The 26,841-nt window shown below is 72.8% G+C and carries 24 protein-coding genes; 14 read left to right on the top strand and 10 right to left on the bottom strand.

All coding sequences use genetic code 11. The features are described 5' to 3' along the window. Positions 1-96 precede the first annotated feature (96 nt). Both DRB89_RS34645 and DRB89_RS34640 read left to right on the top strand, forming a co-directional pair. Positions 97-801: an AzlC family ABC transporter permease gene (locus DRB89_RS34645; protein WP_112451155.1), complete on the top strand. Its 705-nt coding sequence runs from the start codon at positions 97-99 to the stop codon at positions 799-801. Continuing rightward, on the top strand, positions 798-1,106 hold the full coding sequence (locus DRB89_RS34640) for an AzlD domain-containing protein (protein ID WP_112451156.1): 309 nt from the start codon (positions 798-800) through the stop codon (positions 1,104-1,106). The genes DRB89_RS34645 and DRB89_RS34640 overlap by 4 nt, the downstream gene beginning before the upstream one ends. Here DRB89_RS34640 and DRB89_RS34635 read toward each other — a convergent pair. Then, entirely contained in the window at positions 1,075-2,037 is a 963-nt protein-coding gene (locus DRB89_RS34635) for a hypothetical protein (protein ID WP_112451157.1), read from the bottom strand. The two genes, DRB89_RS34640 and DRB89_RS34635, sit on opposite strands and share 32 nt — an antisense overlap. Before the next feature lie 164 nt (positions 2,038-2,201). Next, positions 2,202-4,034, bottom strand: a complete 1,833-nt coding sequence (locus DRB89_RS34630) for a 3-hydroxyacyl-CoA dehydrogenase (protein WP_112451331.1) — start codon at positions 4,032-4,034, stop codon at positions 2,202-2,204. Positions 4,035-4,500: 466 nt separating this feature from the next. On the opposite strand from DRB89_RS34630, the gene DRB89_RS34625 reads away from it, so the two are divergent. Then, positions 4,501-5,058 (top strand): adenylosuccinate lyase, encoded by a 558-nt coding sequence (locus DRB89_RS34625; RefSeq protein ID WP_112451330.1) that lies wholly within the window; start codon positions 4,501-4,503, stop codon positions 5,056-5,058. Here the strand turns inward: DRB89_RS34625 and DRB89_RS34620 are convergent. The 3 genes from DRB89_RS34620 to DRB89_RS34610 form a co-directional block, all read right to left on the bottom strand. Further along, positions 5,051-5,572 carry a RidA family protein gene (locus DRB89_RS34620; protein ID WP_112451329.1) on the bottom strand — a complete coding sequence of 174 codons (522 nt, stop codon included), beginning with the start codon at positions 5,570-5,572 and terminating at the stop codon, positions 5,051-5,053. The two genes, DRB89_RS34625 and DRB89_RS34620, sit on opposite strands and share 8 nt — an antisense overlap. A 37-nt stretch (positions 5,573-5,609) precedes the next feature. Continuing rightward, positions 5,610-7,196 (bottom strand): alpha/beta hydrolase, encoded by a 1,587-nt coding sequence (locus DRB89_RS34615; protein WP_112451328.1) that lies wholly within the window; start codon positions 7,194-7,196, stop codon positions 5,610-5,612. A 124-nt stretch (positions 7,197-7,320) separates the two neighbouring features. Next, positions 7,321-8,376, bottom strand: coding sequence for an Rv2578c family radical SAM protein (locus DRB89_RS34610; RefSeq protein ID WP_112451327.1), 1,056 nt, complete (start codon positions 8,374-8,376; stop codon positions 7,321-7,323). Positions 8,377-8,612: 236 nt separating this feature from the next. Here DRB89_RS34610 and DRB89_RS34605 point away from each other — a divergent pair, with 236 nt between their 5' ends. From DRB89_RS34605 to DRB89_RS34580, 6 genes are all read left to right on the top strand, one after another. Beyond that, the gene (locus DRB89_RS34605; RefSeq protein ID WP_112451326.1) at positions 8,613-9,056 is read left to right on the top strand and encodes an SRPBCC family protein; all 444 of its coding nucleotides are present in this window, start codon (positions 8,613-8,615) and stop codon (positions 9,054-9,056) included. Between the two features lie 73 nt (positions 9,057-9,129). After that, positions 9,130-10,410 carry a DUF6236 family protein gene (locus DRB89_RS34600; RefSeq protein WP_112451325.1) on the top strand — a complete coding sequence of 427 codons (1,281 nt, stop codon included), beginning with the start codon at positions 9,130-9,132 and terminating at the stop codon, positions 10,408-10,410. Between the two features lie 314 nt (positions 10,411-10,724). Beyond that, positions 10,725-10,889: a hypothetical protein gene (locus tag DRB89_RS34595; protein ID WP_239516485.1), complete on the top strand. Its 165-nt coding sequence runs from the start codon at positions 10,725-10,727 to the stop codon at positions 10,887-10,889. Beyond that, on the top strand, positions 10,886-12,001 hold the full coding sequence (locus DRB89_RS34590) for a DegT/DnrJ/EryC1/StrS family aminotransferase (RefSeq protein ID WP_112449486.1): 1,116 nt from the start codon (positions 10,886-10,888) through the stop codon (positions 11,999-12,001). Before DRB89_RS34595 ends, DRB89_RS34590 begins: the two co-directional genes overlap by 4 nt. A gap of 37 nt (positions 12,002-12,038) precedes the next feature. Next, positions 12,039-15,335 carry a DUF4082 domain-containing protein gene (locus tag DRB89_RS34585; protein WP_112449485.1) on the top strand — a complete coding sequence of 1,099 codons (3,297 nt, stop codon included), beginning with the start codon at positions 12,039-12,041 and terminating at the stop codon, positions 15,333-15,335. Next, the gene (locus DRB89_RS34580) at positions 15,332-16,378 is read left to right on the top strand and encodes a glycosyltransferase (RefSeq protein ID WP_112449484.1); all 1,047 of its coding nucleotides are present in this window, start codon (positions 15,332-15,334) and stop codon (positions 16,376-16,378) included. The genes DRB89_RS34585 and DRB89_RS34580 overlap by 4 nt, the downstream gene beginning before the upstream one ends. A gap of 86 nt (positions 16,379-16,464) precedes the next feature. Here DRB89_RS34580 and DRB89_RS34575 read toward each other — a convergent pair whose 3' ends face one another. Further along, positions 16,465-17,154, bottom strand: coding sequence for a hypothetical protein (locus tag DRB89_RS34575; protein ID WP_162688848.1), 690 nt, complete (start codon positions 17,152-17,154; stop codon positions 16,465-16,467). Between the two features lie 80 nt (positions 17,155-17,234). On the opposite strand from DRB89_RS34575, the gene DRB89_RS34570 reads away from it, so the two are divergent. The 3 genes from DRB89_RS34570 (at position 17,235) to DRB89_RS34555 (ending at position 21,567) form a co-directional block, all read left to right on the top strand. Further along, positions 17,235-19,373 carry an O-antigen ligase family protein gene (locus DRB89_RS34570; protein ID WP_239516484.1) on the top strand — a complete coding sequence of 713 codons (2,139 nt, stop codon included), beginning with the start codon at positions 17,235-17,237 and terminating at the stop codon, positions 19,371-19,373. A gap of 182 nt (positions 19,374-19,555) precedes the next feature. Next, positions 19,556-20,200 carry a hypothetical protein gene (locus DRB89_RS34560; protein ID WP_239516483.1) on the top strand — a complete coding sequence of 215 codons (645 nt, stop codon included), beginning with the start codon at positions 19,556-19,558 and terminating at the stop codon, positions 20,198-20,200. 155 nt (positions 20,201-20,355) lie between these two features. After that, positions 20,356-21,567 (top strand): serine hydrolase domain-containing protein, encoded by a 1,212-nt coding sequence (locus DRB89_RS34555; protein ID WP_239516482.1) that lies wholly within the window; start codon positions 20,356-20,358, stop codon positions 21,565-21,567. 21 nt (positions 21,568-21,588) lie between these two features. Here the strand turns inward: DRB89_RS34555 and DRB89_RS34550 are convergent, their stop codons facing one another. The 4 genes from DRB89_RS34550 to DRB89_RS34535 form a co-directional block, all read right to left on the bottom strand. Continuing rightward, entirely contained in the window at positions 21,589-22,167 is a 579-nt protein-coding gene (locus tag DRB89_RS34550; RefSeq protein WP_112452337.1) for a dihydrofolate reductase, read from the bottom strand. Continuing rightward, positions 22,164-22,961, bottom strand: coding sequence for a thymidylate synthase (locus DRB89_RS34545; RefSeq protein WP_112452336.1), 798 nt, complete (start codon positions 22,959-22,961; stop codon positions 22,164-22,166). The genes DRB89_RS34550 and DRB89_RS34545 overlap by 4 nt, the downstream gene beginning before the upstream one ends. A gap of 170 nt (positions 22,962-23,131) precedes the next feature. Then, positions 23,132-23,467, bottom strand: coding sequence for a YnfA family protein (locus tag DRB89_RS34540; RefSeq protein ID WP_112454204.1), 336 nt, complete (start codon positions 23,465-23,467; stop codon positions 23,132-23,134). A 1,126-nt stretch (positions 23,468-24,593) separates the two neighbouring features. Continuing rightward, positions 24,594-25,532: a helix-turn-helix domain-containing protein gene (locus tag DRB89_RS34535; protein WP_112452335.1), complete on the bottom strand. Its 939-nt coding sequence runs from the start codon at positions 25,530-25,532 to the stop codon at positions 24,594-24,596. Between the two features lie 208 nt (positions 25,533-25,740). Between DRB89_RS34535 and DRB89_RS34530 the strand changes: the two genes are divergently transcribed. Further along, entirely contained in the window at positions 25,741-26,430 is a 690-nt protein-coding gene (locus DRB89_RS34530; RefSeq protein WP_112452334.1) for a DJ-1/PfpI family protein, read from the top strand. 88 nt (positions 26,431-26,518) lie between these two features. Beyond that, positions 26,519-26,839: a hypothetical protein gene (locus DRB89_RS34525; RefSeq protein ID WP_112452203.1), complete on the top strand. Its 321-nt coding sequence runs from the start codon at positions 26,519-26,521 to the stop codon at positions 26,837-26,839. Positions 26,840-26,841 lie beyond the last annotated feature (2 nt).

Genomic DNA, 26,841 nt, shown 5'->3' with positions numbered 1-26,841 from the left:
GGCGTCAGGGTCTGCGACCACCTCGTGCGTGGTGCAAGAACGTACAAGACCCGCGAGGCGCTCCCTCCGTATGTTCGGGGCGTGGGAGAACATCAGATGGCCATACAAGAGGTACCCGACGGGGTCGAGCCGGTGGACAAGCCGCGCGCCGCCGTCGTACGGGACGCGCTCGGCGTCGGAGTGGCGGTCGGACTGTCCGGCTTCGCCTTCGGGGTGACGGCAGCCGGATCCGGGGTGAGCACCCTGCAGGCGTGCGTGCTCAGCCTGCTGGTCTTCACCGGGGCCTCGCAGTTCGCGCTGGTCGGAGCCCTGGCCGCGGGAGGGAATCCGTTCACGGCCGCCGCCGGTGCCTTCTTCCTCGGGACCCGCAACGCCTTCTACGGGCTGCGGCTGTCCCAGCTGCTCGCGCTCCCCAAGGGCATACGGCCCTTCGCCGCGCACTGGGTGATCGACGAGACCACCGCGGTGGCCCTCGCCCAGCCCGACCGGAAGTCGGCGCGCCTCGGCTTCACCGTGACCGGGCTGAGCCTGTACGTCCTGTGGAACCTCACCACCCTGCTCGGCGCGCTCGGCGCCGAGGCCATCGGGGACACCAGGGCGTGGGGGCTGGACGCCGCCGGGCCCGCCGTCTTCCTCGCGCTGCTCGCGCCGATGCTGAAGACCGGCACCGAGCGGGCCGTCGCCGCCCTCGCCCTCGTCCTGGGGCTGGGCCTGCTGCCCGTGCTCCCCGCGGGGGTGCCCGTACTGATCGCGGCGCTGGCCGCGCCGATCGTGCTGTGGATGAAGGGACGCCGCCCGTGAACGTCTGGATCGCCATCGGACTCACCGTCGTCGGCTGCTACGGGGTCAAGCTCGCCGGGCTGCTCGTCCCCGCCGGAGCCCTGGAGCGGCCCGCGGTGCGCGAGCTGGCCGCGCTCCTGCCGGTCGCGCTGCTCGCCGCGCTCACCGCGCAGCAGACCTTCGCCACCGGCCACGAGCTCGTGCTCGACGCCCGCGCCGCCGGGCTCGCGGCCGCCGGGGTCGCCCTGCTGCTGCGGGCCCCCTTCCTCGTCGTGGTCGCGGCGGCCGTCGCGGTCACCGCGGGGCTGCGGGCCCTGGGAGGCTAGGCCCGGTCATCAGGCCGTAGGCCCGCAGCGTCAGCAGGGCCTCCAGCGTGGCGATCGGGCGCCGCTCCAGCGCGCTGCCCGGCGCCCAGTCCGCGCGGTGCACCGGCCAGCCGCCGTCCGGCTGCTGCAGCCCGGCCAGGTGGCGCAGCGAGCCGCGCAGTTCCGCGTCGGTGAACCAGCCCCGGGCCAGGGACGCGGGGCGCGGGGCGAAGTCGTACGGGTGGAGGTGCCCGCCCGGCGCCAGGCCGGGCACCGGCGGGTACGCGTCCTGCCGCGCGGGGTCCAGTACGACGAGCCGCCGCTCGCGCACCAGCCGCCCCAGCCGGTCGGCGGCCGCCGAGGCCCGGGCCCGGTCGGGGACCCCGTCCAGGAAGGACACCGCGCCCTGGATCTCATGCGGGTGCGGACGGCGCAGGTTCTCCACCCGGTCCCAGCAGAAGTCCGTCGCCCGGAACAGCCACGCGTGCCAGACCCGGTTGCGGTGCAGGATGCCGACGGCGGGGCCGGTGGTCGCCAGGTCGCCGGGCGGATCGTCGTGCGGGGGCCGGTACGGGGCCGCCGGGTAGCCTCCGGCGGCCGGGGAGGTCGCCGGCAGCGCCCCGTCCGGGGTCGAGACCCGGGACAGGTGGGCGCAGAGCCGCTCGACGCGCTGTCCGGCGCAGCGGCCCAGGGAGTCCAGGACGCGCAGGGCGTGGGCGGCGTGCAGCGGGTGGCTCAGCGGTCCGCGCACGTCGGGGTCGAGGGCGTGGCCGTACCCGCCGTCGTCGCCGAGGTACGCGCCGAGGGCCGCGTCCACCGGGTCGGCGCCCCCGCCGAGGAAGTGGAACGCGAACCGCCGCTGCTCCAGGACCCGGGCCGTGAGCCAGATGAACTGCTCGGCGCGGGCCGCCGGGCTCGGCGCCGCCGGGGCGGGGGCTTGGTCTCCAGGCATGCGGGAAACCGTAGGGGCCCGTGGGGCGCCGAGGGTTGGTGGGAGGGCTAGGAGGTGTATAAGAGACGGGGCCCGCACTGGGCTCGGAGGGTACGGCCTGCCGTGAGGGTCCGGCAGACCCGAGCAGCCCTCCCCACGCATCCGGCTCGATGGCCCGCCGTCGGTTACCGGCGGGGGGCGTACTCACGGAATCCGCGGCCGGTCTTCCGGCCCAGGCAGCCCGCCGCCACCAGGTGCTCGAGCAGCGGGGACGGGGCCAGACCCGGGTCGCGGAACTCCTTGTGCAGGACCTGCTCGATGGCCAGCGACACGTCCAGGCCGACCACGTCCAGGAGCTCGAAGGGCCCCATCGGGTAGCCGCCGCCCAGCTTCATCGCCGCGTCGATGTCGTCGATGCCGGCGTAGTGCTGCTCGACCATCTTGATCGCGTTGTTGAGGTACGGGAACAGCAGCGCGTTCACGATGAAGCCGGCCCGGTCCCCGCAGTCGACCGCGTGCTTGCGCACCTGGCCGCAGATCCCGCGGACCGTGGCGTGCACGTCGTCGGCGGTCAGCACGGTGCGGACCACCTCGACGAGCTTCATCGCCGGAGCCGGGTTGAAGAAGTGCATGCCGATCACGTCCTCGGGCCGCGCGGTGGCGCGGGCGATCGCGATCACCGGCAGCGAGGAGGTCGTGGTGGCCAGCACCGCGCCCGGCTTGCAGACCTTGTCCAGCGACTGGAACAGGTCCTGCTTGACGGCCAGGTCCTCGGCGACGGCCTCGACGGCCAGGTCCACCTCGGCGAACGCGTCCAGCGAGCCCGCCGGCGTGATCCGGCCGAGGGTGGCCGCGGCCGCCTCCGCCGACAGCCGGCCCCGGTCCACGGCGCGGCCGAGCGACTTGCCGATCGCGGCCTTGGCCGCGTCCGCCTTCTCCTGGCTGCGGGCCGCGAGCACGACGGGGAAACCGGCCTGCGCGAAGACCTGCGCGATGCCGCTCGCCATCGTGCCCGAACCGGCGACGCCGACCGAGTTCACCGGGCGGCTCGCCCGGACCAGCTCCCCGTCCGGCGGAGTCTGCAGGTCGCGCACGACGACCTGGCTGCCCGCGGCCTCGTACGTGTAGAACCCGCGCCCGGACTTCTGCCCGGTCAGGCCCGCCTCGGCGAGGTGGCCGAGGATCGGGGCCGGGGCGTGCAGCCGGTCGCCGGAGGCCGTGTACATGGCCTCCAGGACGGTGCGGGCGGTGTCCACGCCGATCAGGTCGAGCAGCGCGAGCGGGCCCATCGGCAGACCGCAGCCCAGCTTCATGGCCGCGTCGATGTCCTCGCGGGAGGCGTACTTCGCCTCGTACATGGCGGCGGCCTGGTTGAGGTAGCCGAACAGCAGGCCGTCGGCGACGAACCCCGGGCGGTCGCCGACCGCGACGGGCTCCTTGCCGAGCTCGCGGGCCAGTGCGGTGACCGCCTCGACGGCCGGCGGGGCCGTCAGCACGCTGGAGACGACCTCGACCAGCTTCATCGCCGGGGCCGGGTTGAAGAAGTGCAGGCCGACCACGCGCTCCGGGCGCCGGGACTCGGCGGCCATCCGCGTCACCGACAGGGCGTTGGTGCCGGTGGCCAGGATCGCGGTGGGCCGCACGATCGCGTCGAGCTCGCGGAAGATGCGCTGCTTGAGCTCGTAGGACTCCGGGACCACCTCGATGACCAGATCGGCGTCGGCGGCGGCTCCCAGCTCGGAGAAGGTGCGGAAGCGGGCGAGCACGCCCTCGCGCTCCTGCTCGGTGAGCAGGCCCTTGGTGACGGAGCGGGCGGTGGCCGCCGCGAGGGAAGCGGTGGCCCGGCGGGCGGCGGCCTCGCTGACGTCGATGCCGACGACCTCGCGGCCGGCCCGGGCGAGGACCTCGGCGATGCCGGAGCCCATCGTGCCGAGACCGACGATCGCGATGGTCTGCAGCGCCGGACGCACGGGCTGGGAGGAGGGGGAGGACTGACTGGACGTGGACGGAAGGTCCATCGCGGGACTCCAGTGGAAGAGGGTGACGACTGAGGGGCGCGCGGCGCGGAGCACGCGCGGATGCCGAACGGGAAGCCGTGCGGGAGAGCCCCGGCCGGGAGTTCCCGGCAGGACGTGGTGGTCCGAGGGGGAACGGCCCGGAGGGCGGAAGCGGCGGAGCCCTGTCCCGGGGTCACGCCGTGAGGTCGTACGGAGGTCGTACGGGGGTAGTGCAGAACCGACTGGTACGAGGTGGCTGCGTCACCAGGCCGCCCTCGTACGTGTTGTAGGGACAGTAACCCGCTGGTAACCGGTCCGCCAGGGTGCGCACATGTGACCTGTGCCGCTCAAATGTACCGATCATCGATCATCGATCAACCGACTCTCGAGCGGGCCGTGCACAGACGGGGCGAGGGCCGCGCGAGGGGCCGGCGCCCGAGTCCCGGAACCCCGCGTGGCGGCCGTCCCGCCCCCCTAAGGTGGCGGCGTGAACGACGTGTTGGAACGCCTGCGGGCGGAAGCCGGGCAGGCACCGGAGTACGAGGCCCTGCTCGCCGCGGACGCGAACGGCCTCGCGGCCTCCCTGACCTCCGCCGGGCTGCCGCTGTGGGCCCGCGAACTGGCGGCCTACCGGCTGGGCCTGGCCGGCGACCGGCGCGCCTTCGAAGCGCTGGTCCTGCTGCTCAACCACCGGGACCCGCCGCGCTGCGAGGCCGCCGCGCGGGCGCTGGCCGTCCTCGGGGACCCGCGCACCGCCCGCGCGGCGGCGGCCCTGGCGACGAACGAACTGCGCACCGCCTACGCCCTGCACCCGGTCCGGCTGCTGGCGGCGCTGCGCGCCCCGGAGTCCGCCCCGGCGCTGATCCGCACGCTCGGGCGGCTGCTCGCGCCGAACGACCCGTACTGGCGGGTGGCCCTGGCCTGCGTGGAGGGCCTGGGCGCGCTGGCCGACCAGCGCGCCCGGGAGGTCCTGGCCCGGGCCCAGGCGCACCCCCGGCTGGCGGTGGCGGCGACCGCGGCCCTGCGGAGCCTGGAACTCAGCTAGCGAACCCGGTCTTGAACCCGGTCCCGAAGCCGGCCCCGGACCCGGTCCGGAAGCCGGTCCCGGTCTCGCTCTCGGCCCTGTTCGCGGACCCGGACCCGGACCCGGCCCGCTCCGCCACGATCGCGAAGGCCTCGATCTCCAGCAGCAGTTCGGGCCGGACGAGCGCCGCCACCTGGACCGCGGAGGAGGCCGGGACGCGGTCCCGGTCGATCACCTCGTCACGGGCCGCGCGCACCGCCGGGAGGTGGGCGACGTCCGTGACGAAGTACGTCAGCTTCACCACGTCCTCGAACGTGGCCCCGGCCGCCGCCAGGCAGCGCCGCAGGTTCTCGAACACCTGCCGGGCCTGGGCGGCGGCGTCGCCCTCACCCACCACCTCGCCCTTCTCGTCGAAGGCGCACTGCCCGGACACGGCGACGAACCGCCCCGTGCCCCATACGACATGGCTGTATCCGGTGCCCGCGGCGACGCCCTCGGGAGCGGCGACGCGGGTGAGGTGGCTGTTGGTTGTCATGGCTCCGATTGTGCCCGGGCGGATCGGCCGCCGCCGCTCACCCCCGGAAGCCGAGCAGTCCGTGCAGCGCCGCGCCGCCCGCCGACGGCGGGACCGCGCGCGTCGCCGCGAGCGGCGTGGGGGCCGGCTGTGCGGGGCAGACGGCGTCCGCGGCCTTGCCCGTCAGCAGGTACGCCGACAGCTTCTCGTCCAGGCACTTGTTGCCGCTGAGCGCGACGCCGTGGTTGCCGCCGCCCTCCTCGACCACCAGCGCCGAGCCCGCCAGTTTGCGCCGCATGCTCACCGCGCCCTCGTACGGGGTCGCCGCGTCCTCCGTCGCCTGGAAGAGGAGCGCCTGCGGCAGGGCGGTGTTGGTGACGTCCGGGGCCTGCAGCGGCTCGGTCGGCCAGAACGCGCACGGGGCGTTGTACCAGGCGTTGTTCCAGGTCATGAAGGGCGCCTTGGCGTGCGTGCGCCACATGTCGGCCCGCCACTGGTTCCAGTCCTTGGGCCACGCCGAGTCCCGGCACTGGACGGCCGTGTACACGCTGTAGCTGTTGCCCGCCGACGGCTCCACCGCGCCGAACCGCTCGTAGGCGGCGACCAGCGGCTTCGGGTCGCCGTCCACCGCGTACGCCGAGAAGGCCGCCGCGAGGTGGGGCCAGTAGCCGTTGAAGTAGCCGCCCGGCATGAAGGTGTCCTCGAGCTCGGCCGCGCCCACCTTCGCCCCCGCCGGGTTCTCGCGCAGCGCGGCGCGCATCTCGTACCAGCGGGCCTCGACCCGGGCCGGGTCGGTGCCGAGGCGGTAGGTGGAGTCGTACCGGGCCACCCACGCGAGGAAGGACTTGTGGCGGGCGTCGAAGGCCTGGTCCTGCGCGAGGTTGTCCTCGTACCAGACCCCGGCCGGGTCCACGACGGAGTCCAGGACCAGGCGGTGCACCCGGTCGGGGTGGAGCTTGGCGTACACCGCGCCCAGGTAGGTCCCGTACGAGTAGCCGAAGTAGCTCAGCTTGTCCGCGCGCAGGGCGGTGCGCAGCACCTCGATGTCGCGGGCCGCCGAGACGGTGCCGATGTGGGGCAGGACGTCCGCGTGCTTGGTCTGGCAGGACTCGGCGAAGGCCTTCACCCGCGCCAGGTTGGCCCGCTCGGTCTCCCCGTCCAGCGGTACGGAGTCGGGCCGTACGGGGGTGAAGTGGCCGGCGCCGCAGTTCAGGGCGGGCTCGCTCTTGCCGACGCCGCGCGGGTCGAAGCCGATCACGTCGTACTGGGCGGCGACGTCCTTGGGCAGCGCCGAGGCGATGTACCCGGCCAGGGTGCGGCCGCTGCCCCCGGGGCCGCCGGGGTTGACCAGCAGCGGCCCCTGGGAGCGGGCGGCGGTGTGCGGGACCCGGGTCAGGGCGAGGGAGATCTGGCGGCCGGCCGGTTCGTCGTGGTCGAGGGGGACCTTGAGGGAGGCGCACTGGAGCGTCGGGTAGCGCGGGGTCACGCAGTCGGCCCACTTCAACGGGGCGGGCGCGGGCGCCGGCGCGGCCGGGGCGGCGGCCGTGACCGGGGCCGCGAACGCGGAAGCGGCGACGGTGGAGAGCGCCAGCAGGACGGCGGCGCGCTTCTTCGAGGGACCGCGCTTGTTCATCGGATGCAGCATGGGGCCTCCCAGCCGAGGGTTCTGGGCGGAATCGTCCCGGAACCCGCGCCCGGAAAGCGGGATTGGACCGCTCATTGGCCCGATGTGATGACCTTTCACCGGGCCCGGGGAGCCCGGCTGCCACTCAGAGCAGGCTCAGCTGGGCCGGCCCGGCGGGAGCGGGGTCGGCCGGCCGCTCGGGTACGGGGGTCCGAGGGGCCGCGCCGCGCCCGCCGGGACCGATGCCGAATTCGGTGGCGAGCTCGTGGACTTGGCGGGTGATCGCGCGCTGGTACCAGGTCGGCGCGTACGAGCCGCCCGCGTACATCCGCGCGTACCGCTCGACCAGGTGCGGGTGGTGCTCGCCCAGCCAGGCCGTGAACCACTCGCGCGCCCCGGGCCGCAGATGGAGTACCAGGGGTGTCACGGAGGTCGCGCCCGACTCGGCCACGGCCCGGACGGTGGCCCGCAGCTGCTCCGGGGAGTCACCGAGGAAGGGGACCACCGGGGCCATCAGCACCCCGCACTCGATGCCGGCGTCGGTGAGGGTGCGCACGGCCTGCAGCCGGGCACCGGGGGAGGGGGTGCCGGGCTCGACCGTGCGCCACAGGGCGGTGTCGGTGAAGCCCACGGAGACGGAGATCCCGACGTCGGCGACGGCGGCGGCCTCTTGGAGGAGGGGCAGGTCGCGCAGGATCAGGGTGCCCTTGGTGAGGATCGAGAAGGGGTTGGCGCGCTCCCGCAGCGCCTCGATGATCCCGGGCATGAGGCGGTAGCGGCCCTCGGCGCGCTGGTAGCAGTCGACGTTGGTGCCCATCGCGACGTGCGCTCCGGTCCAGCGGCGGGAGGCCAGCTCGCGGCGCAGCAGTTCGGGGGCGTTGGTCTTCACGACGATCTGGGTGTCGAAGCCGATGCCGGTGTCGAGGTCGAGGTAGCCGTGCGTCTTGCGGGCGAAGCAGTAGACGCACGCGTGGCTGCAGCCCCGGTACGGGTTCACGGTCCACTCGAAGGGCATGCGCGAGGCGCCGGGGACCCGGTTGAGGATCGAGCGGGCGCGGACCTCGTGGAAGGTGATGCCCCGGAACTCGGGGGTGTCGAAGGTGCGGGTGACGACGGCGTCGGCCCCGAAGAGCGCGGCGGGCCCACCGGCGGCGGCCCCTGCGCCGTCCCCGGTGCCGCTGGTCAGATTGTCCCAGCGCATGGTGCGCCTCCCTCGGTAGCTCGCCCCGAGAATAGAACAAACGTTCCCATGATCGTGCGGCCGTCGATCCCGGCCCCGACCCCGAGGGCCGTCGGGCGGCGGCGCCGGGCCCGACGGCCCCGTGCGGGGACGCCCTGCCCGCCTCCGTACGCCGCCGCGGCCGACCCGGATTTGGGCGGCCGCCCCGGAGGTGGTTGGCTTGCGGCGACGACGGACACAACTGCTGGAGGACAGCCATGGCGCAGGTCGAGGCCACCACGGAGCGCATCATCACGGCGGACGCGGAGACCGTGTTCGACGCGCTGGCCGACTACACCGGGACCCGGGGCAAGCTGCTGCCCGAGCACTTCAGCGAGTACGAGGTGCGCGAGGGTGGCGACGGCGAGGGCACCCTCGTCCACTGGAAGCTCCAGGCGACCAGCAAGCGGGTCCGCGACTGCCTGCTCGAGGTCAGCGAGCCCACCGACGGCCAGCTCGTCGAGAAGGACCGCAACTCCTCCATGGTCACCACCTGGACGGTCACCCCGGCCGGCGAGGGCAAGTCCAAGGCCGTCGTCAGCACCGTGTGGAACGGCGCCGGCGGCATCGGCGGCTTCTTCGAGCGCACCTTCGCGCCCAAGGGCCTCGCCCGCATCCACGACACCTTCCTCGCCAACCTGGCCGCCGAAGTCGAGGGCTGAGCAGCGCCGTTGCCGGTGGGCCCGGTCAGCGGGCCTCACCGGATCGGGTGAAACGAACGACCCGGGGGGGCCGATGCTGCAACAGAACGGGCTGTACTACCCGTACATCCACTTCCGCGACGAGAGCTGGCTCAAGGCCGCCGCGCTGTACTGGCCCAGCCTGGGCCGGGTCGTCCCGGACGGATACCCCGTCATGGACTCGCCGACGGTCCGGCGGCTGAGCGAGGGGCTGCCGGGGTTCGTCCACGACGTGGACCCGGCGGCGGCCGCGCGGTCCGTGGCCGAGGACTTCCTCGAGGTGCTCACCGGGGACCCCGCCGTCCTGCGCGGACTGCGGGACGCCCACGCGAACTTCGAGGAACTGGCCGGCGCCCCCGGCGTCGGCCCGGGAGTCGGCCCGGGCACGAACGGCTTCCCCGACTTCGGATCCCGACGGCACGGCATGCCGACCGTGTCCCGCGACCCGGCCCCCGACCGGATGCGCCGCTCCGGCCTGGCCGGCGTCTACCGCGGCGAGGTCGACCCCCGGCTCCGCGCGGCCCTGACGGACAGCGGGCTCGCCCTCCCGGCGCGCTCCGCGCGCTTCCGCGGGGTGGCCGACGCCGGCTTCCTCGCCATGTCCCCCGAGCTCGCCTGGGTCTACAAGTGCGCGCTGACCGAGGAACTCGCCCGGCTCGGCGGCTACGCGCCGACCACCGACCACACCGCCTCGCACACCGCCTCGCAGGGCTGGGACGCCGAGCGCATCGCGCGGGCGCTGCTCGACCGCGGGTCCGCCCCCGGGTTCCGGCCGCCGGACACCGTGGACGGAGGCCTCGTCGACGCCGTGGGGATGCTCGCCGTGCGCATCGTGCTCCCCGCCGACCTGCACCGCGTCGACATCGAGAAGATCATCGAGCTGCGCACGACGCACGCGGCGGCCTTCGACCGCTTCGGCCAGGCCGTCACGGACACCGCCGAGGCCCTGAAGTCGGACCTTGCGGACGTCCTGCTGCCGCAGGCCGCCCGCCGCTACCTCGAACGGGAGGTCGACCGGCGGTTCCGGATCCCGCTGGCCGACCTGGAGGACGCGGTGCGCTCCCTGAACGGCGACACGGTCTTCAGCGCGGCCAACGTGGCCTTCACGCTGCCGCCCCTCCTGGGCCTCGCGGTCGGGCAGTTCTCCGGCAACCCGGCGGTCGCCACCGGCCTCGGCGCGGCCTTCGGCATCACCGGGGCCGTCCGCGGCGCGCGCCAGCGGAAGCGGGCCGCGCTGGCCGGCTCCCCGGTCGCCTACCTGCTGTCCGTCAAGCGCGAGCTGGCTCCCGCGCAACTCCTCCGGCGGATCACCGCCCGGGTGCGCGGCCGGGACTGAGACGGACCGGCCCGGGCGGGTGCGTCCGGGGCGGGTGCGTCCGGGGCCGCGGCGCCCCGCGCCGGGCCGTCCGGGCGGGCGTCCCGGCGGCCGCGCCCGTGGGCGGCGCGGGTAGGAGGGGGCCGGGGGCGCCAGGCGGCCGGCCAGCGGTCCCGGGGGCAGGGGGAGGTTGAAGAGGAAGTTACCGATGACCTGGGCGCCCGCCGGCTCACCGTCTCCGAGGCGGCGGTCGGCAAGCACATCGGGAACAAGAGACGGGCGCGGGCGCGCTCGTACGGGAGTACACGACGGTCGGCGCCTGGTCGCTGACCGGGATGGGAAGCACGGTCCTGGCCGACGTGCCGCCCGGCGAGGTGTGGGCCGGGAGCCCGGCCCGCCGACTGCGCGAGGCGGGTGGCCCGGCGCTCGACGAGCTGCGGGCCGATGAGTCGGAGACCGGCCGCGGGCCGGAGACACGGATGGGGAGCACAGCCGGATGAACCAGATACCGCTCGTCGACCTGAAGGCGGCGCACGCCGAGGTCGCGGAGGAGATACGCGCCGGTTTCGACCGGGTGCTCGCCGGCACTGCTTTCATCGGCGGTGAGGAGGTCCGCGCCTTCGAGCGCGAGTACGCCGAGTTCGCCGGAGTCGGCCACTGCGTCGGCGTCGCCAACGGCACCGACGCACTGGAACTGGCCCTGCGCGCCAGCGGGGTGGGCGTCGGCGACGAGGTCGTGCTGCCGGCCAACACGTTCGTCGCCACCGCCGGCGCCGTGGCCCGCATCGGCGCCCGGCCGGTCCTCGTGGACTGCCTCCCCGACACCCTGCTGATCGACCCGCAGGCCGCGCTCGACGCGGTCGGCAAGGCCACCCGCGCGGTGGTCCCCGTCGACCTGTACGGGCAGTGCGCGCCCGCCGCCGAGCTGGCCGCACTGCTGCCCTCGCACGTCAGGCTCGTCGAGGACGCCGCGCAGAGCCAGGGCGCCACCCGCGGCGGCCGCTCCCCGGGCACCGGCGGGATCGCCGCGACCAGCTTCTACCCGGGCAAGAACCTGGGCGCGTACGGGGACGCGGGCGCGGTGGTGACCGACGACGAGGAGACCGCCGACCTGGTCCGGGCGCTGGCCAACCACGGGGGCGTCGCCAAGTACCGGCACGACGTGGCCGGGTTCAACAGCCGCCTGGACGGACTGCAGGCCGTCGTGCTGCGCGCCAAGCTGGCCCGGCTGGCCGACGGCAACGCGGCCCGCCGCGCCGCCGCCGCCCGGTACGACGAGCTGCTCGCCGATGTCGCCGCCGACGGACGCCTGACCCTGCCGGTGACGGACAGGGGCAACGTCCACGTGTGGCACCTGTACGTGGTCCGGGTCCGGGGCGCCGACCGCGACGCGGTCGTCGGCAAGCTGAACGCCGAGGGCATCGGCGCCGGCGTGCACTATCCCGCCCCCGTCCACCTCACGCCGGCCTTCGGCCACCTCGGCCACGGACGCGGGGCCTTCCCGCACGCCGAGGACGCCGCCGACCGGATGCTCTCCCTCCCGCTCTTCCCGCAGATCACCGCCGCGGACCAGCAGAGGGTCGTGGGCGCGCTCATCGACGCCCTGCGCTGACCAGCACTGTGCTGACGCAAAACACAAAGAGGTACAGATGAACAGACGGACAAGGTTGCTCCGGTACGGCCTCTTCACCGCGGTCGCGGCTCTCACGGCCACGGTCTTACCTCCCTTCGCGGTGGCCGACGCGGCGGACCCCTGCGGTCCCGGCACGAACGCGATCGTGTGCGAGAACTCCAAGCCGGGCACACCGATGTCCGACTGGTTCGCGCCCAGCGCCTACGGCGACATCAAGGGCTTCAGCGCCCAGATGAGCGTCCAGGCGGGTGAGACCGTGCAGTTCAAGGTCCAGTCGCCGACCGCGTACAAGGTGTCGGTCTACCGGCTGGGCCACTACGGGGGTGACGGGGCCCGCCTGATGTCGACCGCGGCGCAGGCGGCCCAGACCTTCCCGGCGAACTTCCCCGCGGGAGGCAGCCCGCACAGCTGCACCACCAAGCCCACCACCGGGCTGGTCGACTGCGGGAACTGGCCCGTCACCTCGACGTGGACGGTGCCCTCCGACGCCGTCTCGGGCCTCTACATCGCCAACTTCGACCAGGCGGACGGCAACGGCGTGATGCCCTACCCGTTCGTGGTCCGCAACGACTCCAGCCACTCCGACATCGTGGTGCAGACCGCCGACCAGACCTGGCAGGCGTACAACAACTACGGCGGCCAGGACCTCTACGACGGAGCCGGGCCCGCGCCCGACGGCCGCGCGTACGAGGTCAGTTACAACCGGCCGATGGACATCGGCGGCGAGAACGGGATCTACGGGTCCGAGTACCAGATGATCGCCTGGCTGGAGCGCAACGGGTACGACGTCAGCTACATGTCCGGGATCGACATGTCGACCAAGGGCGCCGCCCAGCTCCAGAACCACAAGGTGTTCATGTCCTCGGGGCACGACGAGTACTGGACCCAGGATCAGTTCACGAACGCCCTGAACGCGCGCCGCGCGGGCGTCAACCAGACGTACTTCGCGGGCAACGAGGTCTTCTGGAAGACCCGTCTCGCCCCCAGCATCGACGGCGCCAACACGGCCAACCGGACGCTGGTCTGCTACAAGGAGACCAAGCTCTCCTTCCCGCAGCCCAACGGCATCCCCGACCCGAGCGGGATCTGGACGGGCACCTTCATGGACCCGGCCAGCGCCACGAACGGGCGTCCCTTCCAGCCGCAGAACCAGGTGACCGGCTCGCTGTTCAGCGTGAACGGCTACCGCAGCGACGCGATCACCGTGCCCGGCGCCTACGCGAAGATGCGGCTGTGGCGCAACACCACCGTCGCCAACCTGACCCCCTCGCAGACCGCCACCTTCCCCGTCGGCACGCTCGGCTACGAGTGGGACAGCGACGTGGAGGACGCGGCGCGCCCGGCCGGGCAGATCGCGATGTCCTCCACCACGGTGGACATCAACGACGGCAAGTACCGCCTGGACTACGGCAACACCTACGGGAACGGGACCGCGACGCACAGCCTCGTCGCCTTCCGGGACCAGACCTCGCACGCCCTGGTCTTCGGATCGGGCACCGTGCAGTGGTCCTGGGGCCTGACCAACATGCCGACCGGCAACCCGGACGACGCGGTGGTCACCGAGGACAAGCGGATGCAGCAGGCGACGGTGAACATCTTCGCCGACATGGGGGTCCAGCCCAAGTCCCTGCAGAGCAACCTGGTGGCGGCCACCGCCTCCACGGACACCACGGGCCCGACCATCACCGTGACCAGCCCCGCGGCGAACGCCACCGTGCCCGCGCTGCGTCCGGTGACCATCACCGGCACCTCGGCCGACACCGGCGGCGGCGTCGTGGCCCGCGTGGAGGTCTCCACCGACGGCGGGACCACCTGGAAGGCCACCACGGGCGTCGGGTCCTGGAGCTACAAGTGGACCCCGACGGTCCCCGGCGCCGCGCAGATCAAGGTCCGCGCGGTGGACGACAGCGTCAACATCGGCGCCACCACCACCGTGCCGCTGACCGTGGGACCCCAGCAATGCCCCTGCACCGTCTGGCCGGCCTCGGCCGTGCCGGGCACGGTCAACGCCGGTGACGGCAGCGCCGTCGAGCTCGGCGCCAAGATCCGCTCCTCGGCCCCCGGTTCGATCACGGGCGTCCGCTTCTACAAGTCGCCGGCCAACACCGGCACCCACACCGGCAGCCTGTGGAGCAGCTCCGGACAGCGCCTGGCCACGGGAACCTTCACCAACGAGACGGCGTCCGGCTGGCAGCAGCTGAACTTCTCCTCGCCGGTCCCCGTGAAGGCCAACACCACGTACATCGCCTCGTACTTCGCCCCCAACGGCGGGTACTCCTTCGACACCACCTTCGCCTCCTCCGCAGCGGGGCTCGCCCCGCTCACCGCGCTGAAGAGCGGAACGGACGGCGGCAACGGCGTCTACCGCTACAGCGGCACCGGCGGGTTCCCGTCCAGCGCCTCGTCCGGCAGCAACTACTGGGTCGACGCGGTCCTGGACACCGCCACCGCGAGCACCACGCCTCCCACGGTCACCTCGACCACACCGCAGTCGGCGGCGACCGGCACCGCGATCACCGCGGCGGTGAAGGCCACCTTCAGCACGGCCGTGGACGCCGACACCCTGGTGTTCACGCTCAAGGATGCGGGCGGCGTCACCGTCCCGGGCAGCAAGGGCCTCGACGCCTCCAACAGCGCCACCTTCACCCCGTCCTCCGAACTGCAGCTGAACACCACCTACACGGCTTCGGTGCAGGCCGAAGACCTGTGGGGCAATGCCATGGCGGCGCCGGTGACCTGGAACTTCACCACCAGCACGACCCCGCCGGTGGTGAACTGCCCCTGCACCCTGTGGGGTCCGGCCGCCACACCGACCACCGCCAACGTCGGGGACGACACCAACTCCGTTGAACTGGGCACCCGTTTCCAGTCCACCGTCAGCGGCTACGTCACCGGCGTGACCTTCTACAAGGGCGCCGGCAACACCGGCACCCACACCGGCAGCCTCTGGGCGCAGGACGGCACCCTGCTGGCCACCGGAACCTTCGGCAGCGAGACCCTGTCGGGCTGGCAGCAGCTCCACTTCACCACCGCCGTGCCCATCACGGCGGGCACCACCTACGTGGCCTCCTACCACGCGCCGAACGGCAAGTACTCGGTGGACGGCGGCTACTTCACGGCGGCGCACCGCTCCTATCCGCTGGTGGCTCCGGCCGACGGCAGCGGCGGTGCCAACGGCCTCTACAAGTACGGGTCGGCCACGGTCTTCCCCACGAACACCTTCGGCTCGGTGAACTACTGGGTCGGCCCGGTCTTCAGCACCACGGCACCGTCGGGCCTCGCGGCGCAGGGCTCGGAGGTGGCCGGCCAGTGAGCACCGTCAGCGTGGTGATCCCCTGCTACAAGTACGGCCACTTCCTGGCGGACTGCGTCAAGAGCGTGCTGGACGAGCAGGAGGGCGTCGACGTACGGGTACTGATCATCGACGACGCCTCGCCCGACGACTCGGCGGAGGTCGCGCGCGCCCTCGCGGCCGCCGACCCCCGGATCGAGGTCCGGGTCCACGAGCGCAACCGGGGTCACATCGCCACGTACAACGAAGGCCTGCTGGAGTGGGCCGACGGGGACTACGTGGCCCTGCTCTCGGCCGACGACCGGCTGGTCCCCGGCGCCCTGGTGCGCGCCGCGGCCCTGCTGGACGCCCACCCGGAGGCGGGCTTCGCCTACGGCAGGCCGCTGCGGTTCCAGCACGGCGGGCCGCTGCCCGAGGCCCGCACCCGGACCACCGGATCGGTGGTCTACCCCGGGCGGTGGTGGCTGGAGCGGCGCTTCAGGGAGGGCACCGGGTGCATCACCTCGCCCGAGGTGGTCGTGCGCACCAGCCTCCAGCGGAAGGTCGGGGGCTACGACCCCGAGCTTCCGCACGCGGGCGACATCGAGATGTGGATGCGGCTCGCGGCCCACGCCGACGTGGGCTACGTCCGGGGGGCCGACCAGGCCTTCTACCGCGTCCACGGCAACAACATGTCCACCACGGACTTCGGCGGGCAGCTCGACGACCTGCGCCAGCGCCTCGTCGCCTTCGACTCCGTACTGGAGAAGTGCGGCGGCCTCCTCCCGGAGGCCGCCCGGCTGTCGGCGGCGGCGCGCACCCGGCTCGCCCGGTACGCCCTGCGCAGGGCGTACCGGGCCTACGACCGGGGGCGCACCGGGGTGGTCCCGGTCGAGGAGCTGGAGGCCTTCGCCGCCGAATGCCGGCCGGACTACACCGAGCTCGCCGAGTACGGGGCGCTGCGCAGGCGCCGGCGGGTCGGAGCACGCGTGATGCCGTACCTCCAGCCGCTGGTGCTCTCGGCCTTCGCCGACCGGGGGCGCGAGTGGCTCTGGTGGCAGTCCTGGAAACGCCGAGGGATTTGATGAATTCTCCGCACCACCCGCACCACATGCACCATCCGCACCACCGCCCCGCGGTTGGGGCACACCCGGCCCGGCGGCCCGCTTCCTCAGCGGGCCGCCGCGGCCGCGGGTACACGGCCTTCGGCCGTCTCCTGCGGACCGGCGTCGGCGCTTTCGCGCCGGCTCCGGCTCCGGCGTGTCAGGAGCTGGTCGGTCCACAGCGTGCACGCGACTCCGCCGACCACGGCCAGCAGCGCCGTCCCGGCCAGGCCACGGCTCTTCGTACCGGTCTGCGCGACCGAGGTCGGCGGTACGAGGAGGGTCACGCTCATCCGCGCCGCCGCCGGGATCCGCTGCTCGGCCTGCATGTCCGAGAGGTGCTTCGTGTAGACCTCGACGACCTTCAGGACGGAGCGGTCGGCCACGACGGGGTCCACGTGCTCCGCCTGCACCTGGAGCGAGGGGATCAGATAGCGGGGGGTGACGCTCGTGCCGCTGTTGCGCGGTGTCATCCGGTACTCGCCCTCCACCCCCGCGGCGCGCAACTCGGCCTCCCCGTCCGGGGAGTCCAACTGCTGCACCGCCGCGTAGGAGACCGCGGCCAGCGGCGGCTGCAGGTTGGCGAGCTGGTTGGGCTGGTTGCCGGTCACCGGCGGCTTGAGCACGACGATCGCCGTGCTCACGTAGGTCTGGGTGGGGCGGAGCACCTGCAGGGCTCCGGCGGCCGCGAGCGCCGCCGCCAGCACCAGGACGTACCAGCGGCGGCGCAGCGTGCGGAACAACTCACCAGGCGACACAGGATTCCTTCCGTCGTGATCGATCTTCCCAGGACGCGGGTCGGCCCGCCATCGGTTCCCGGCCCTCATGGGGGGCGTTCGTGAACATCGGTGAGATAGGCGCCGTGTTGAGGCGCCGCTGGTACGTGATGATGCCCCTGACGATGATGGGAATCCTCGCCGGCCTGCACCTGTACGAGTCGGTTCCGGTGTCCTACCAGTCGCAGAGCTCGGTGGCGCTGCTCGACTCCTCGGCGGTCGCGGAACTGGCTCCGACCTTCGGCAACCCCATCTCCAACGCGGGCGGTTCGCTGGTCGTCACCGCCGACGTGCTCATCAGGACCCTGTCGGGGGCCGACGCGGCCCGGGACCTGCAGGGGCTCGGCGTCACCGATCCCTACACCGTCGGATTCGCCGCGAACACCTCGGGCCCCATGCTCACGTTAACGGTCACGGGCAACGACCGGGCCAAGGTGCTCAAGGAGACCAGCACGCTCACCGCGTTCGCCGGGGAGCAGCTCAACGCCCTCCAGTCGGCGGCCAAGGTACAACCCGCCTACTTCGTGCAGACCGCCCCGGTGGTGCTCCCGCAGACCCCCAAGCCCCAGCTCAAGAGCCGCTACCAACAGGTGCTCGCCGTCCTCATCGCCGGCCTGGTCGCCGGCTTCACCCTGTCCTTCGTGACGGAGAGCCTGCTCGCGTCCCGGCGCCGGCGGCGCGAAGCAGTCGAAGCCGCGCGGGCCGCCGAAGCCGGCGGAGCGGCCGCCGGGGCGACGGCGCGGGTGCGCAGGCGGACCAGGGCCCGGCAACTGGACGCCACCGCGCTGCTCACCGGCTATCTCGCGCTGGCCTTCTTCATCCCCTCGAACCTCACCCTTCCGGGGCTGGGAGGGGTGGGCACCCCGGCCAACGTGTTCGCGATCCTGGGGCTGTTCTGGTACCTCGCGACCTGGCTGACCGGCCGGATCCGGCCCGCTCACGGCACCCGGCTGCCCCGGATCGCGATGTGGCTGCTGGCCGTGTCGGTCCTCGCCTCCTACCTCGGGAACGCCTCCCGGGGCAGTACCCACAAGGAGGTGCTGGGGGCCGACCGCGGGCTGATCGGACTGCTCGTCTGGGTCTCGATCGTGGTGCTGGTGTCGGCCGGCATCCAGGACCGGGCCCGCCTCGACGTCCTGCTGCGACGGGCCGTGGTGATGGGGGCGCTGGTGGCCGCCATCGGCTACTACGACTTCTTCACCGCCACGAACATCGCCGAGAAGATCAGCATCCCGGGGCTCCAGTCGAGCGTGGCCCAGATCACCGCGCTCGACCGGGGGGCCTTCACCAGGCCGCGCTCGACGACGGCGCAGCCGCTGGAGTTCGGCGGCATGCTCGCCCTGATGCTGCCCTTCGCCGTGCAGCAGGCCTTCGATCCGGCCCGCGCGCACCTGACCCGGTGGCGCCGCTGGGCACCGGTGGCCCTGATGGGCGGGGCCCTGCCGCTGACGGTGTCGCGCACCTCCATCATCGGCGCGCTGATCGTCGTCCTGGTGATGGTGCCGCGGTGGAAGCCGCAGCGGCGCTGGACCACCTTCGGCCTGCTCCTGGGTTCCGTGGCGATCTTCAAGGTCCTCGTACCGGGGCTGATCGGCACGATCACCACGCTCTTCGCGTCCTTCCTGTCGAACTCCGACAGCAGCACCCAGGCCCGAACCGTCAAGTACAGCGCGATCGTCCCCTACCTGGAGGACCGCCCGCTGTTCGGACGGGGCCTGGGCACCTTCACCCCCGACCTCTACTTCTTCACCGACAACCAGTACATGCTGACCCTGGCGGAAATGGGCCTGCTGGGCCTCGTCGCGCTCCTGGCCCTGTTCCTCACCGGGATCCACCAGGGCGGCGCCATCCGGAGAATCGCCGCCTGCGAGTCCGACCGCGAGCTCGGCCAGGCCTTCTTCGCCTCGGCCCTCGTCGCCCTGGTCAGCGCCGCCACCTTCGACGCCCTCAGCTTCCCGATGTTCGCCGGGATGTTCTTCCTGACGATCGCCGCCGGAGGCAGTTACCTCGGCTTCATCCGGCGCGCCGCGCCGAAGCCCCGAACCGTGGAGTCCCCGTGTCCTCCCATGGCCCCGACCCCAGCACAGACCGACCACGTGGCCCGGCCGGCGGACCCCTTCCAGGCCCCGTGGTCGGTCTTGATCCGCTCGTCGCTGGTGTGGGAGAGGCGCTCGGTCTCCACGGCGCCGGGGCGATGGTGACCACGCGCACGCCCGAGGCGGCGACCTCCTCGCGCAGGTTCTCGGACATGGCGTGTCTCGCAACGATTTCCGACCACCAGGAGAGCACCTCGACCCTGTCTCGCGGCGCACCGAAACCAGGGGCCTGACGGCCTGTCGGGACCACGGATTAGGCTGGCGGAATGGGCTACGGGACCGATGGCATGTCGCAAGGGCTGAGCGAGCTGGCCGCCGGCTTCCTGAGCGGGCACGGCGTCCGGGTGGAACGCCGGCAGGTGGAGCCGTACCGGGCGAAGTGGCTGGACCTCGGGGTTCCGGCCGAAGTCATCGACCGGGTGGCGGAGTTCGAGGCCCGCTGGGGCGGTCTCGTCCTGCCTCCGGCGCCCTGGTACGAAGGCGGGCCCCTGGTGTTCGGCGCGGACACCCCCGAGGGGTCGCCCGGGACGGGCTGGTGGTTCTGGGCCGGGGACCAGCGTTCCTCCGTCCCGTTCAGCTTCCTGATCGGCCCGCACGGTGAGTTCGGGATCCGCGGCGCCCGGTGGGTCCCCCTGCACGCCGGTGTCGAGGGGTGGGTCGAGTCCGTGGCCCTCGCACACCACGCCCGGCAGTGGGCGCGCCGGACCACCACGCTGTCGGGGGACGCCGTGGAGGGCCTCGATCTCGGCGGCCTGGAGCCGGTGGCGTCGGTGGCGGGCCTCGCCGACACCTGGTGGCGGGGACCGGGGACGCTGGTCGCCGTCTACCGCGGTGAAGCCGAGGCCTTCGGTATTCCCAGGGCGCTGCGGGCCCAGGTCCACGAAGGCCTGCCCGAGGACGCGTTCTGGTTCGACCTCCGGGCCCGCACCTGACCGGACGGCCACTGACCGCACAGCCACGACCGCACGGCCACGACCGCACGGCCACTGACCGCGCGGCCACTGACCGCACGGGCCGACGGCAGGGGCCCCGACCTGCGGATCGCCCACCAAGTGCGCCGCGCACCCGGCCTGCCCATACTGGGGGAATGAGACGTACCCGTACCGTCTTGGTGTGCATCGTCGGCCTGATGGGCGCGGCCCTTCCCGCCGGGACGGCGGCGGGCGCGGAGCCGGCCGCCGCAGCCCCGGGAACCTGCGTCAACTCGCCCGGCCCCGCGCAGGGCGAGGCACGTGAGGTCCTGGCCATCGCCCAGCAGGCCCAGAAGGAGTTCGGCCTGAACTCGGTGATCCTGCGGGTCTCCTCCGACGGCCGGGACGTGCTCACCACGGCTCTCGGGGAATCGATGACGGGGGTCCCGGCCGAACCGTCGATGCACTTCCGCACGGGCTCCGTGGCCATCGTCTACATGGGCGCCGTCCTGCTCCAGCTCGTCGACCAGGGCAAGGCCTCGCTCGACGATCCCGTGTCCCGCTGGCTGCCGGACGTGCCGCACGGCTCCGAGATCACCCTGCGGATGCTCGGCAGCTCCACGTCGGGCCTGCACGACTACGTCACGGACCCCGCCTTCGTCGCCGCGCTCGAGGCCGCGCCGTTTCGCAAGTGGACGCCGGAGCAAGTCATCGGCATCGCGACGGCCAAGCCGCTCCTGTACGAGCCGGGGACCAACTGGAGCTATTCGCACGCCAACTTCGCGATCCTCGGCGCCGCCCTGGAGAAGATCAGCGGACTCCCGCTGGACCGGCTGCTCGCGGAGCGCGTGTTCGAACCGCTCGGGCTGAGCGAGACCAGCAACCAGTTCACACCTCAGATCCCCGACCCCGTGGTGCACGCCTTCACCTCCGAGCGCGGCACCTACGAGGAGTCCACCTTCTGGAACCCCTCGTGGACCACCGCTCCCGGCGCCGTCCTCGTACAGAACATCTGCGATCTGGACCGGTCCGCTCGTGCCATCGGGACCGGGGAGCTGCTGTCAGCGAAGTCCTTCAAGACGCAGCTCGATCCGGGCACCATCGGCCTCGGTCACGCGACGGCCTCCTGCCCCGCCAGTGCCTGCCTCCTGACCAACACCGAGGCCCACCACTTCGGGCTGGGCGTGATCGTGGTCAACGACTGGATCCTGACGAACCCGTCGTTCTCCGGATACGCGGCCATCCAGGCCTACTTGCCGGCGAAGAAGCTCGCGATCTCGGTGAACGTGACGCAGGGCCCCAAGAGCCCCGAGGGCAACTCTGCCCAGACCATCGCCGAACGCATCTCCGCGGCCCTCGCGCCCGGCCAGGAGCTGAAGATGCGCTGACGCGCGGTCCGCCACCCGCTCCTACCGGGTGTACCTGAGGATGCGGTAGCGGAGGCCCGCGGTCGAGGTCTGCCAGTCGGCGTCCTCCTCGAGGCTCCACGTCGCGTCCGGTGCCGGGGCGTAGGTGTCGCCCTTCACCGCGGAGTCGACCTCGGTCACCGAGAGCATCGTGGCGTGGGCCAGGGCGGCACGGTAGACCTCACCCCCGCCGATCACCCACACCGTCGCGCGGGCGGCCGCGTCCGGGGACCCGGCCGCCGCGAGTCCCAGCGCCTCGGCGATGGATCCGGCGCGCTCCGCGCCCTCGGCAGCCCACCGCGGATCGCGCGTCACCACGATGTTGCGCCGGCCGGCCAGGGGGCGGAACCGCACGGGAAGGGAATCCCACGTCTTGCGCCCCATCACCACCGGGTGCCCGAGGGTGGTCGCCTTGAAGTGCGCCATATCCTCGGGCAGCCGCCACGGAATCCCGTTGTCCGCGCCGATCACGCCGTCGAGGGTCTGGGCCCAGATCAGCCCGACGTCAAGCCTTGAGTCCGGCCGGACGTCCGGCCCGGCACCCGGCTCGGAGTCCGGCCCGGAGTTCGCCACGACGCTCATACGGCGACCGGAGCCTTGATCGCCGGGTGGTGGCGGTAGTCGAGGATCTCCACATCGGAGTAGGCGTAGTCGAAGAGCGAGTCCGCCCGGCGCAGCCGCAGCTCGGGGAACTCGAACGGGGTGCGCGAGAGCTGCTCGGTCACCTGTTCGACGTGGTTGTCGTAGATGTGGCAGTCGCCCCCGGTCCAGATGAAGTCACCCGGCTCGAGGCCCGCCTGCTGCGCGACCATGTGCGTGAGGAGGGCATAGCTGGCGATGTTGAACGGGACGCCGAGGAACAGGTCCGCGCTGCGCTGGTACAGCTGGCAGGAGAGCTTGCCGTCGGCGACGTAGAACTGGAAGAAGGCGTGGCAGGGCGCCAGCGCCATCTTGGACAGCTCGGCGACGTTCCAGGCGGAGACGATCATCCGGCGGGAGTCCGGGTCGCTGCGCAGGGTGGCGAGGACCTCGCTGATCTGGTCGATGTGGCTGCCATCCGGGGTCGGCCAGGAGCGCCACTGCACCCCGTAGACCGGGCCGAGCTCGCCGTCCGCGTCGGCCCACTCGTCCCAGATGGTGACGCCGTGCTCGTGCAGCCAGTCGACGTTCGATTCGCCGCGCAGGAACCACAGCAGCTCGTACACGATCGACTTGAGGTGCACCTTCTTGGTGGTGACCAGCGGGAACCCCTGCGAGAGGTCGTAGCGCAATTGGTGTCCGAAGACACTTCGGGTGCCGGTGCCCGTCCGGTCGGCTTTGGCCGTCCCGGAGGTCATCACCAGGCGCAACAGGTCTTCGTACTGAGTATCCACCACAGCCGACGAGTCTACTGGCCTGCGCGGACGCGGGCGTACGGCGGGCGCGCGAGGCCAGCGGCCCGGCGGTGTCCGGGCACGGACGGCCCGGTGGGCGGCCGCGCGCACCGGGCCGCGGTGATTCCGCGGTGCAGTGCCCATGAGGCGCGGCCCGGCCGTGACCCTGGTGTTCAGTTCCCGCGCGGGGCGTACATGATGACCGCCATCCCGGCGAGGCAGACCAGCGCGCCGACGACGTCGTAGCGGTCGGGGCGGTAGCCGTCGGCGACCATGCCCCAGGCGATGGAGCCGGCGACGAAGATCCCGCCGTAGGCAGCCAGGATCCGCCCGAAGCTGCCGTCGGACTGGAACGTGGCAACGACCCCGTACACGCCCAGCGCGATGACGCCGGCACCGATCCAGATCCAGCCCTTGTGCTCGCGGATGCCCTGCCAGACCAGCCAGGCGCCGCCGATCTCGAAGAGCGCGGCAACGGCGAACAGGGCGAGGGAGCGGGCGACGAGCACGGTGGAGTCCTTCTGGAGAAGGGGGAACGGACCGGCCGGGGCCGGCTCAGACCAGGACGGCGGGCTTGAGGATGTCCCGGGACCACGGCCGTCCCCTACTGGATCATCGTCGCCCGGTACGTTTCGAGGCTCGTCCCGTGACACCGAACCGGGCGCCGCGACGGCTTCGCAGGCCGCCCGGGTGAAGCCCAGGTAGGGCTCGCCGGGGCCGTCGGACCGCGGGTTCGGGGGCACCAGCCAGAGCACGCTGTCGGCGCCGGGGTCGCCGTGCGATCCCCGCGCGACCAGCCCTTGGATCCTTCCCCGAACGAACCGTGTCCGGTGCCCGAGCACCCGGCCCAGCTCCGCAACGAACTCCGGCAGCAGCGCCGGCCCGTTCCGGAAGTCGAACCCCAGGTAGGCGAAGGCGAGCCCGTCTCCAGCCCACTCCCATGCGGCCAGCGGCACCACCCGTCCGCAGGCCGGACAGGGCACTGCGGCCCAGCCGGTGTTCCACCATTCGTCCATTGCCGGCGAGAACGCCTCACGGTGCCCATCCCCGAACACCACCGCGCAGTACGGACAGACCGGCGGCCCGCCCTGCTGCGGCGAGAAGAACACCGTCCGCCCAGTGACAACGGTGAGCCCATCGCTCCCGCTCGCTTCCCGGAACCCGGTCGCCCGCTCCCACCGCGGCCCAGGACCGTAATCCGGCAGCCCCACGATTCTCTCGCCCACCAGCCACGCCGCCACCCGCTCCCCGTGCGCGACGCCGTCCTGGGCGGTGGCGTCCAGGTCGACGATCGTCTGAAAAGAGCTACCCACAGCCGAACGGTAGGCGGCCTACTCGATTCCGCAAAGCCCGTACATCCCGATCCGCATGGCACCGCTGCCGCCCGCGAAAAGAGCAGGAAGTCCGCTTCCCCCGTGCGCAGCACGTCCCACACGTGATCGACAAGACGCCCCCTGGGCGCCGGAGATCGTTTACGGGACAGCCCTTAGGGCCAGCCCTCGCCGTAGGACGCGAGCAACGCCCCCAACGTTGCGCTCGTTCGCTGGTCCTTCCTGCCCTCGCGCTCATCTCCAGGGCCGAGGACCGGCGCGATTTCACTCGACCGCATCGCCTACCGATGAGGGTGGCGCGGGGTCAGCTGAAGGTGCGGCGGTACGCGTGGGGGCTGACGCCGGTGGTCTTCTTGAACCGGTCGCGGAACGCGGTGGGTGAGCCGAAGCCGACTTGAGAGCCGATGCGTTCGACGGAGTGGCGCGTGGTCTCCAGGAGGTGCTGGGCCTGGCGGACGCGGGCGCGGTGGAGCCATTGGAGGGGCGTGGATCCGGTCTGATCGCGGAAGCGTCGGATCAGGGTCCGGGTACTGGTCCCCGCCTCGGCGGCGATGTCGGCGAGGGTGAGCTCCGAGCCCAGGTTGCCCCGCAGCCAGACCAGCAGCGGTTCGAGGGTCGAGCCCTGAGGGGTGGGCGCGTGGTCGTGGACGATGAACTGCGCTTGTCCGCCCTCGCGCTCCAGGGGCATGACGGACAGCCGGGCGGCGTCGGCGGCGACGGCCGAGCCGTAGTCGCGGCGGATCATGTGCAGGCACAGGTCCAGTCCCGCCGCGGCGCCGGCCGAGGTGAGGATCTGCCCGTTGTCGACGTACAGGACGTCCGGATCGACCTCGACGGCCGGGTACGTGGCGGCGAGGAGGCCGGCCGCGATCCAGTGGGTGGTGGCCCGCAGCCCGTCCAGGAGCCCGGTGGCGGCCAGCGGGAAGGTGCCCGAGCAGATGGAGGCGATGCGCGTACCGTGCTCCGCCGCCGCGCGCAGGGCCTCGCGGACGGCGGGAGCGAGCGGCGCCTCGGGGTCGTCGGTCCCCGGGACGATGATCGTGTCCGCGCCCTCGAACCCCTCCAACCCCCAGGGCGCGCGCAGGCTGAAGGTGCCCGCGTCGATCTCCGGCTCCTGCGCGCACACGCGGATGCGGTAACCGGGGCGGCCGTCCGGGAGACGGGTGCGGCCGAAGACTTCGATCGGGGTGGACAGGTCGAAGGGGATCACCCGGTCCAGCGCGAGGATCGCGACAGTGTGCATGGCCAGAAGATACCCGCCCGCCAAGGCCAAGGCGTGGTCCGAGGGGCCTCGGGACGCATCATCTGCGCAGGTCAGCGGCGGTACTGCGGCGTTGGCGATATCCCGTTGAAAGGTGTCGACAATGCCACTGGGGGTGAGGGCGCCATCCGCTTAGTGTCGGGATCGAGCCCGGCGCGGACCGGGCCCGCCGGACTCGGAGGAACCCCGCATGCGCGCCCAGATCGTCCTGTTCGACGGCTTCGATCCGCTCGATGTCATCGCCCCCTACGAGGTGTTGTACGCCGGCGGTACCGCCTCCGGCGGGGCGGTGAGCGTGGAGCTGGTCTCCGCCGAAGGACCGCGCGAGGTGGTCAGCGGCACCGGGGGCCTGACGCTGCGCGCCACCGCCGTCCTCGACCCGGGGCGCGCGGACGTGGTCCTGGTCCCCGGCGCCTCGGGCCGCGTCGGTGAGCCCGGAGAGGTCCCCGACCATGACGCGGGGGCCGGGGAGTGGCGGCAGGACGAGTTCATCCCCGTACTGCTGGGCCGCACCCTGAGCACCGAGCTGCCCGCGCTGCTGAAGGCGGCGATGGACGACCCGGAGGTGACGGTCGGCGCGGTGTGCGGCGGCTCGCTCGTCCTGGCCATGGCCGGCCTGCTGGAGGGCCGCCACGCCACCACCCACCACCTGGGACTGGACATGCTCGAAGCCACCGGGGCCCGCGCGGTGAACGCCCGGGTCGTCGACGACGGCGACCTAGTCACCGGCGCCGGAGTCACCTCCGGTCTCGACCTGGGCCTGTACCTGCTGGAGCGCGAGGTGGGCCCCCGGATCGCCCACGCCGTCGAAGAGCTGTTCGCCCATGAGCGCCGCGGCACCGTCTGGCACGACAGGGGTCCGGTGCCCGCCGGCCTCTGACCGCGCGTCCGCCCCGCACTGCCTGCCCCGCACTGCCCGCGCCGCGCGCCTCGCCCGTACCGCAAGCACCGTAAGGAAGTACAGCAGCATGTCCGTTGAAGGAATCTGGGACCTGTCCGTCTCCACCCCCGTCGGCAGGATCGCCGCCGTGGTCGAACTCCTGCGGGAAGCCGGTGCCCTGACCGGGACCGCCCACGGGGCGGGCGAGCACGTCCCGCTCGGCGACGTCGCCCTCGACGGCGACCGGCTCACCTGGAAGCAGGCCGTCACCACGCCCCTGAGCTTGAACCTGGCCTTCGCCGTGACGGTCGACGGAGACACCCTGACGGGAACCTCCAAGGCGGGGCGCCTGCCGGCCTCCAAGGTCAGCGGCCGGCGCCGTACCGTCGGGGCGGGCGCGGAACACTGACC

The organism is Streptomyces sp. ICC4 (assembly GCF_003287915.1).
In the GTDB taxonomy this organism is placed as follows: Bacteria; Actinomycetota; Actinomycetes; order Streptomycetales; family Streptomycetaceae; genus Streptomyces; species Streptomyces tritrimontium.
Note: the sequence above shows the minus strand (reverse complement) of the source record. Positions and strands in the feature narration are given on the sequence as shown.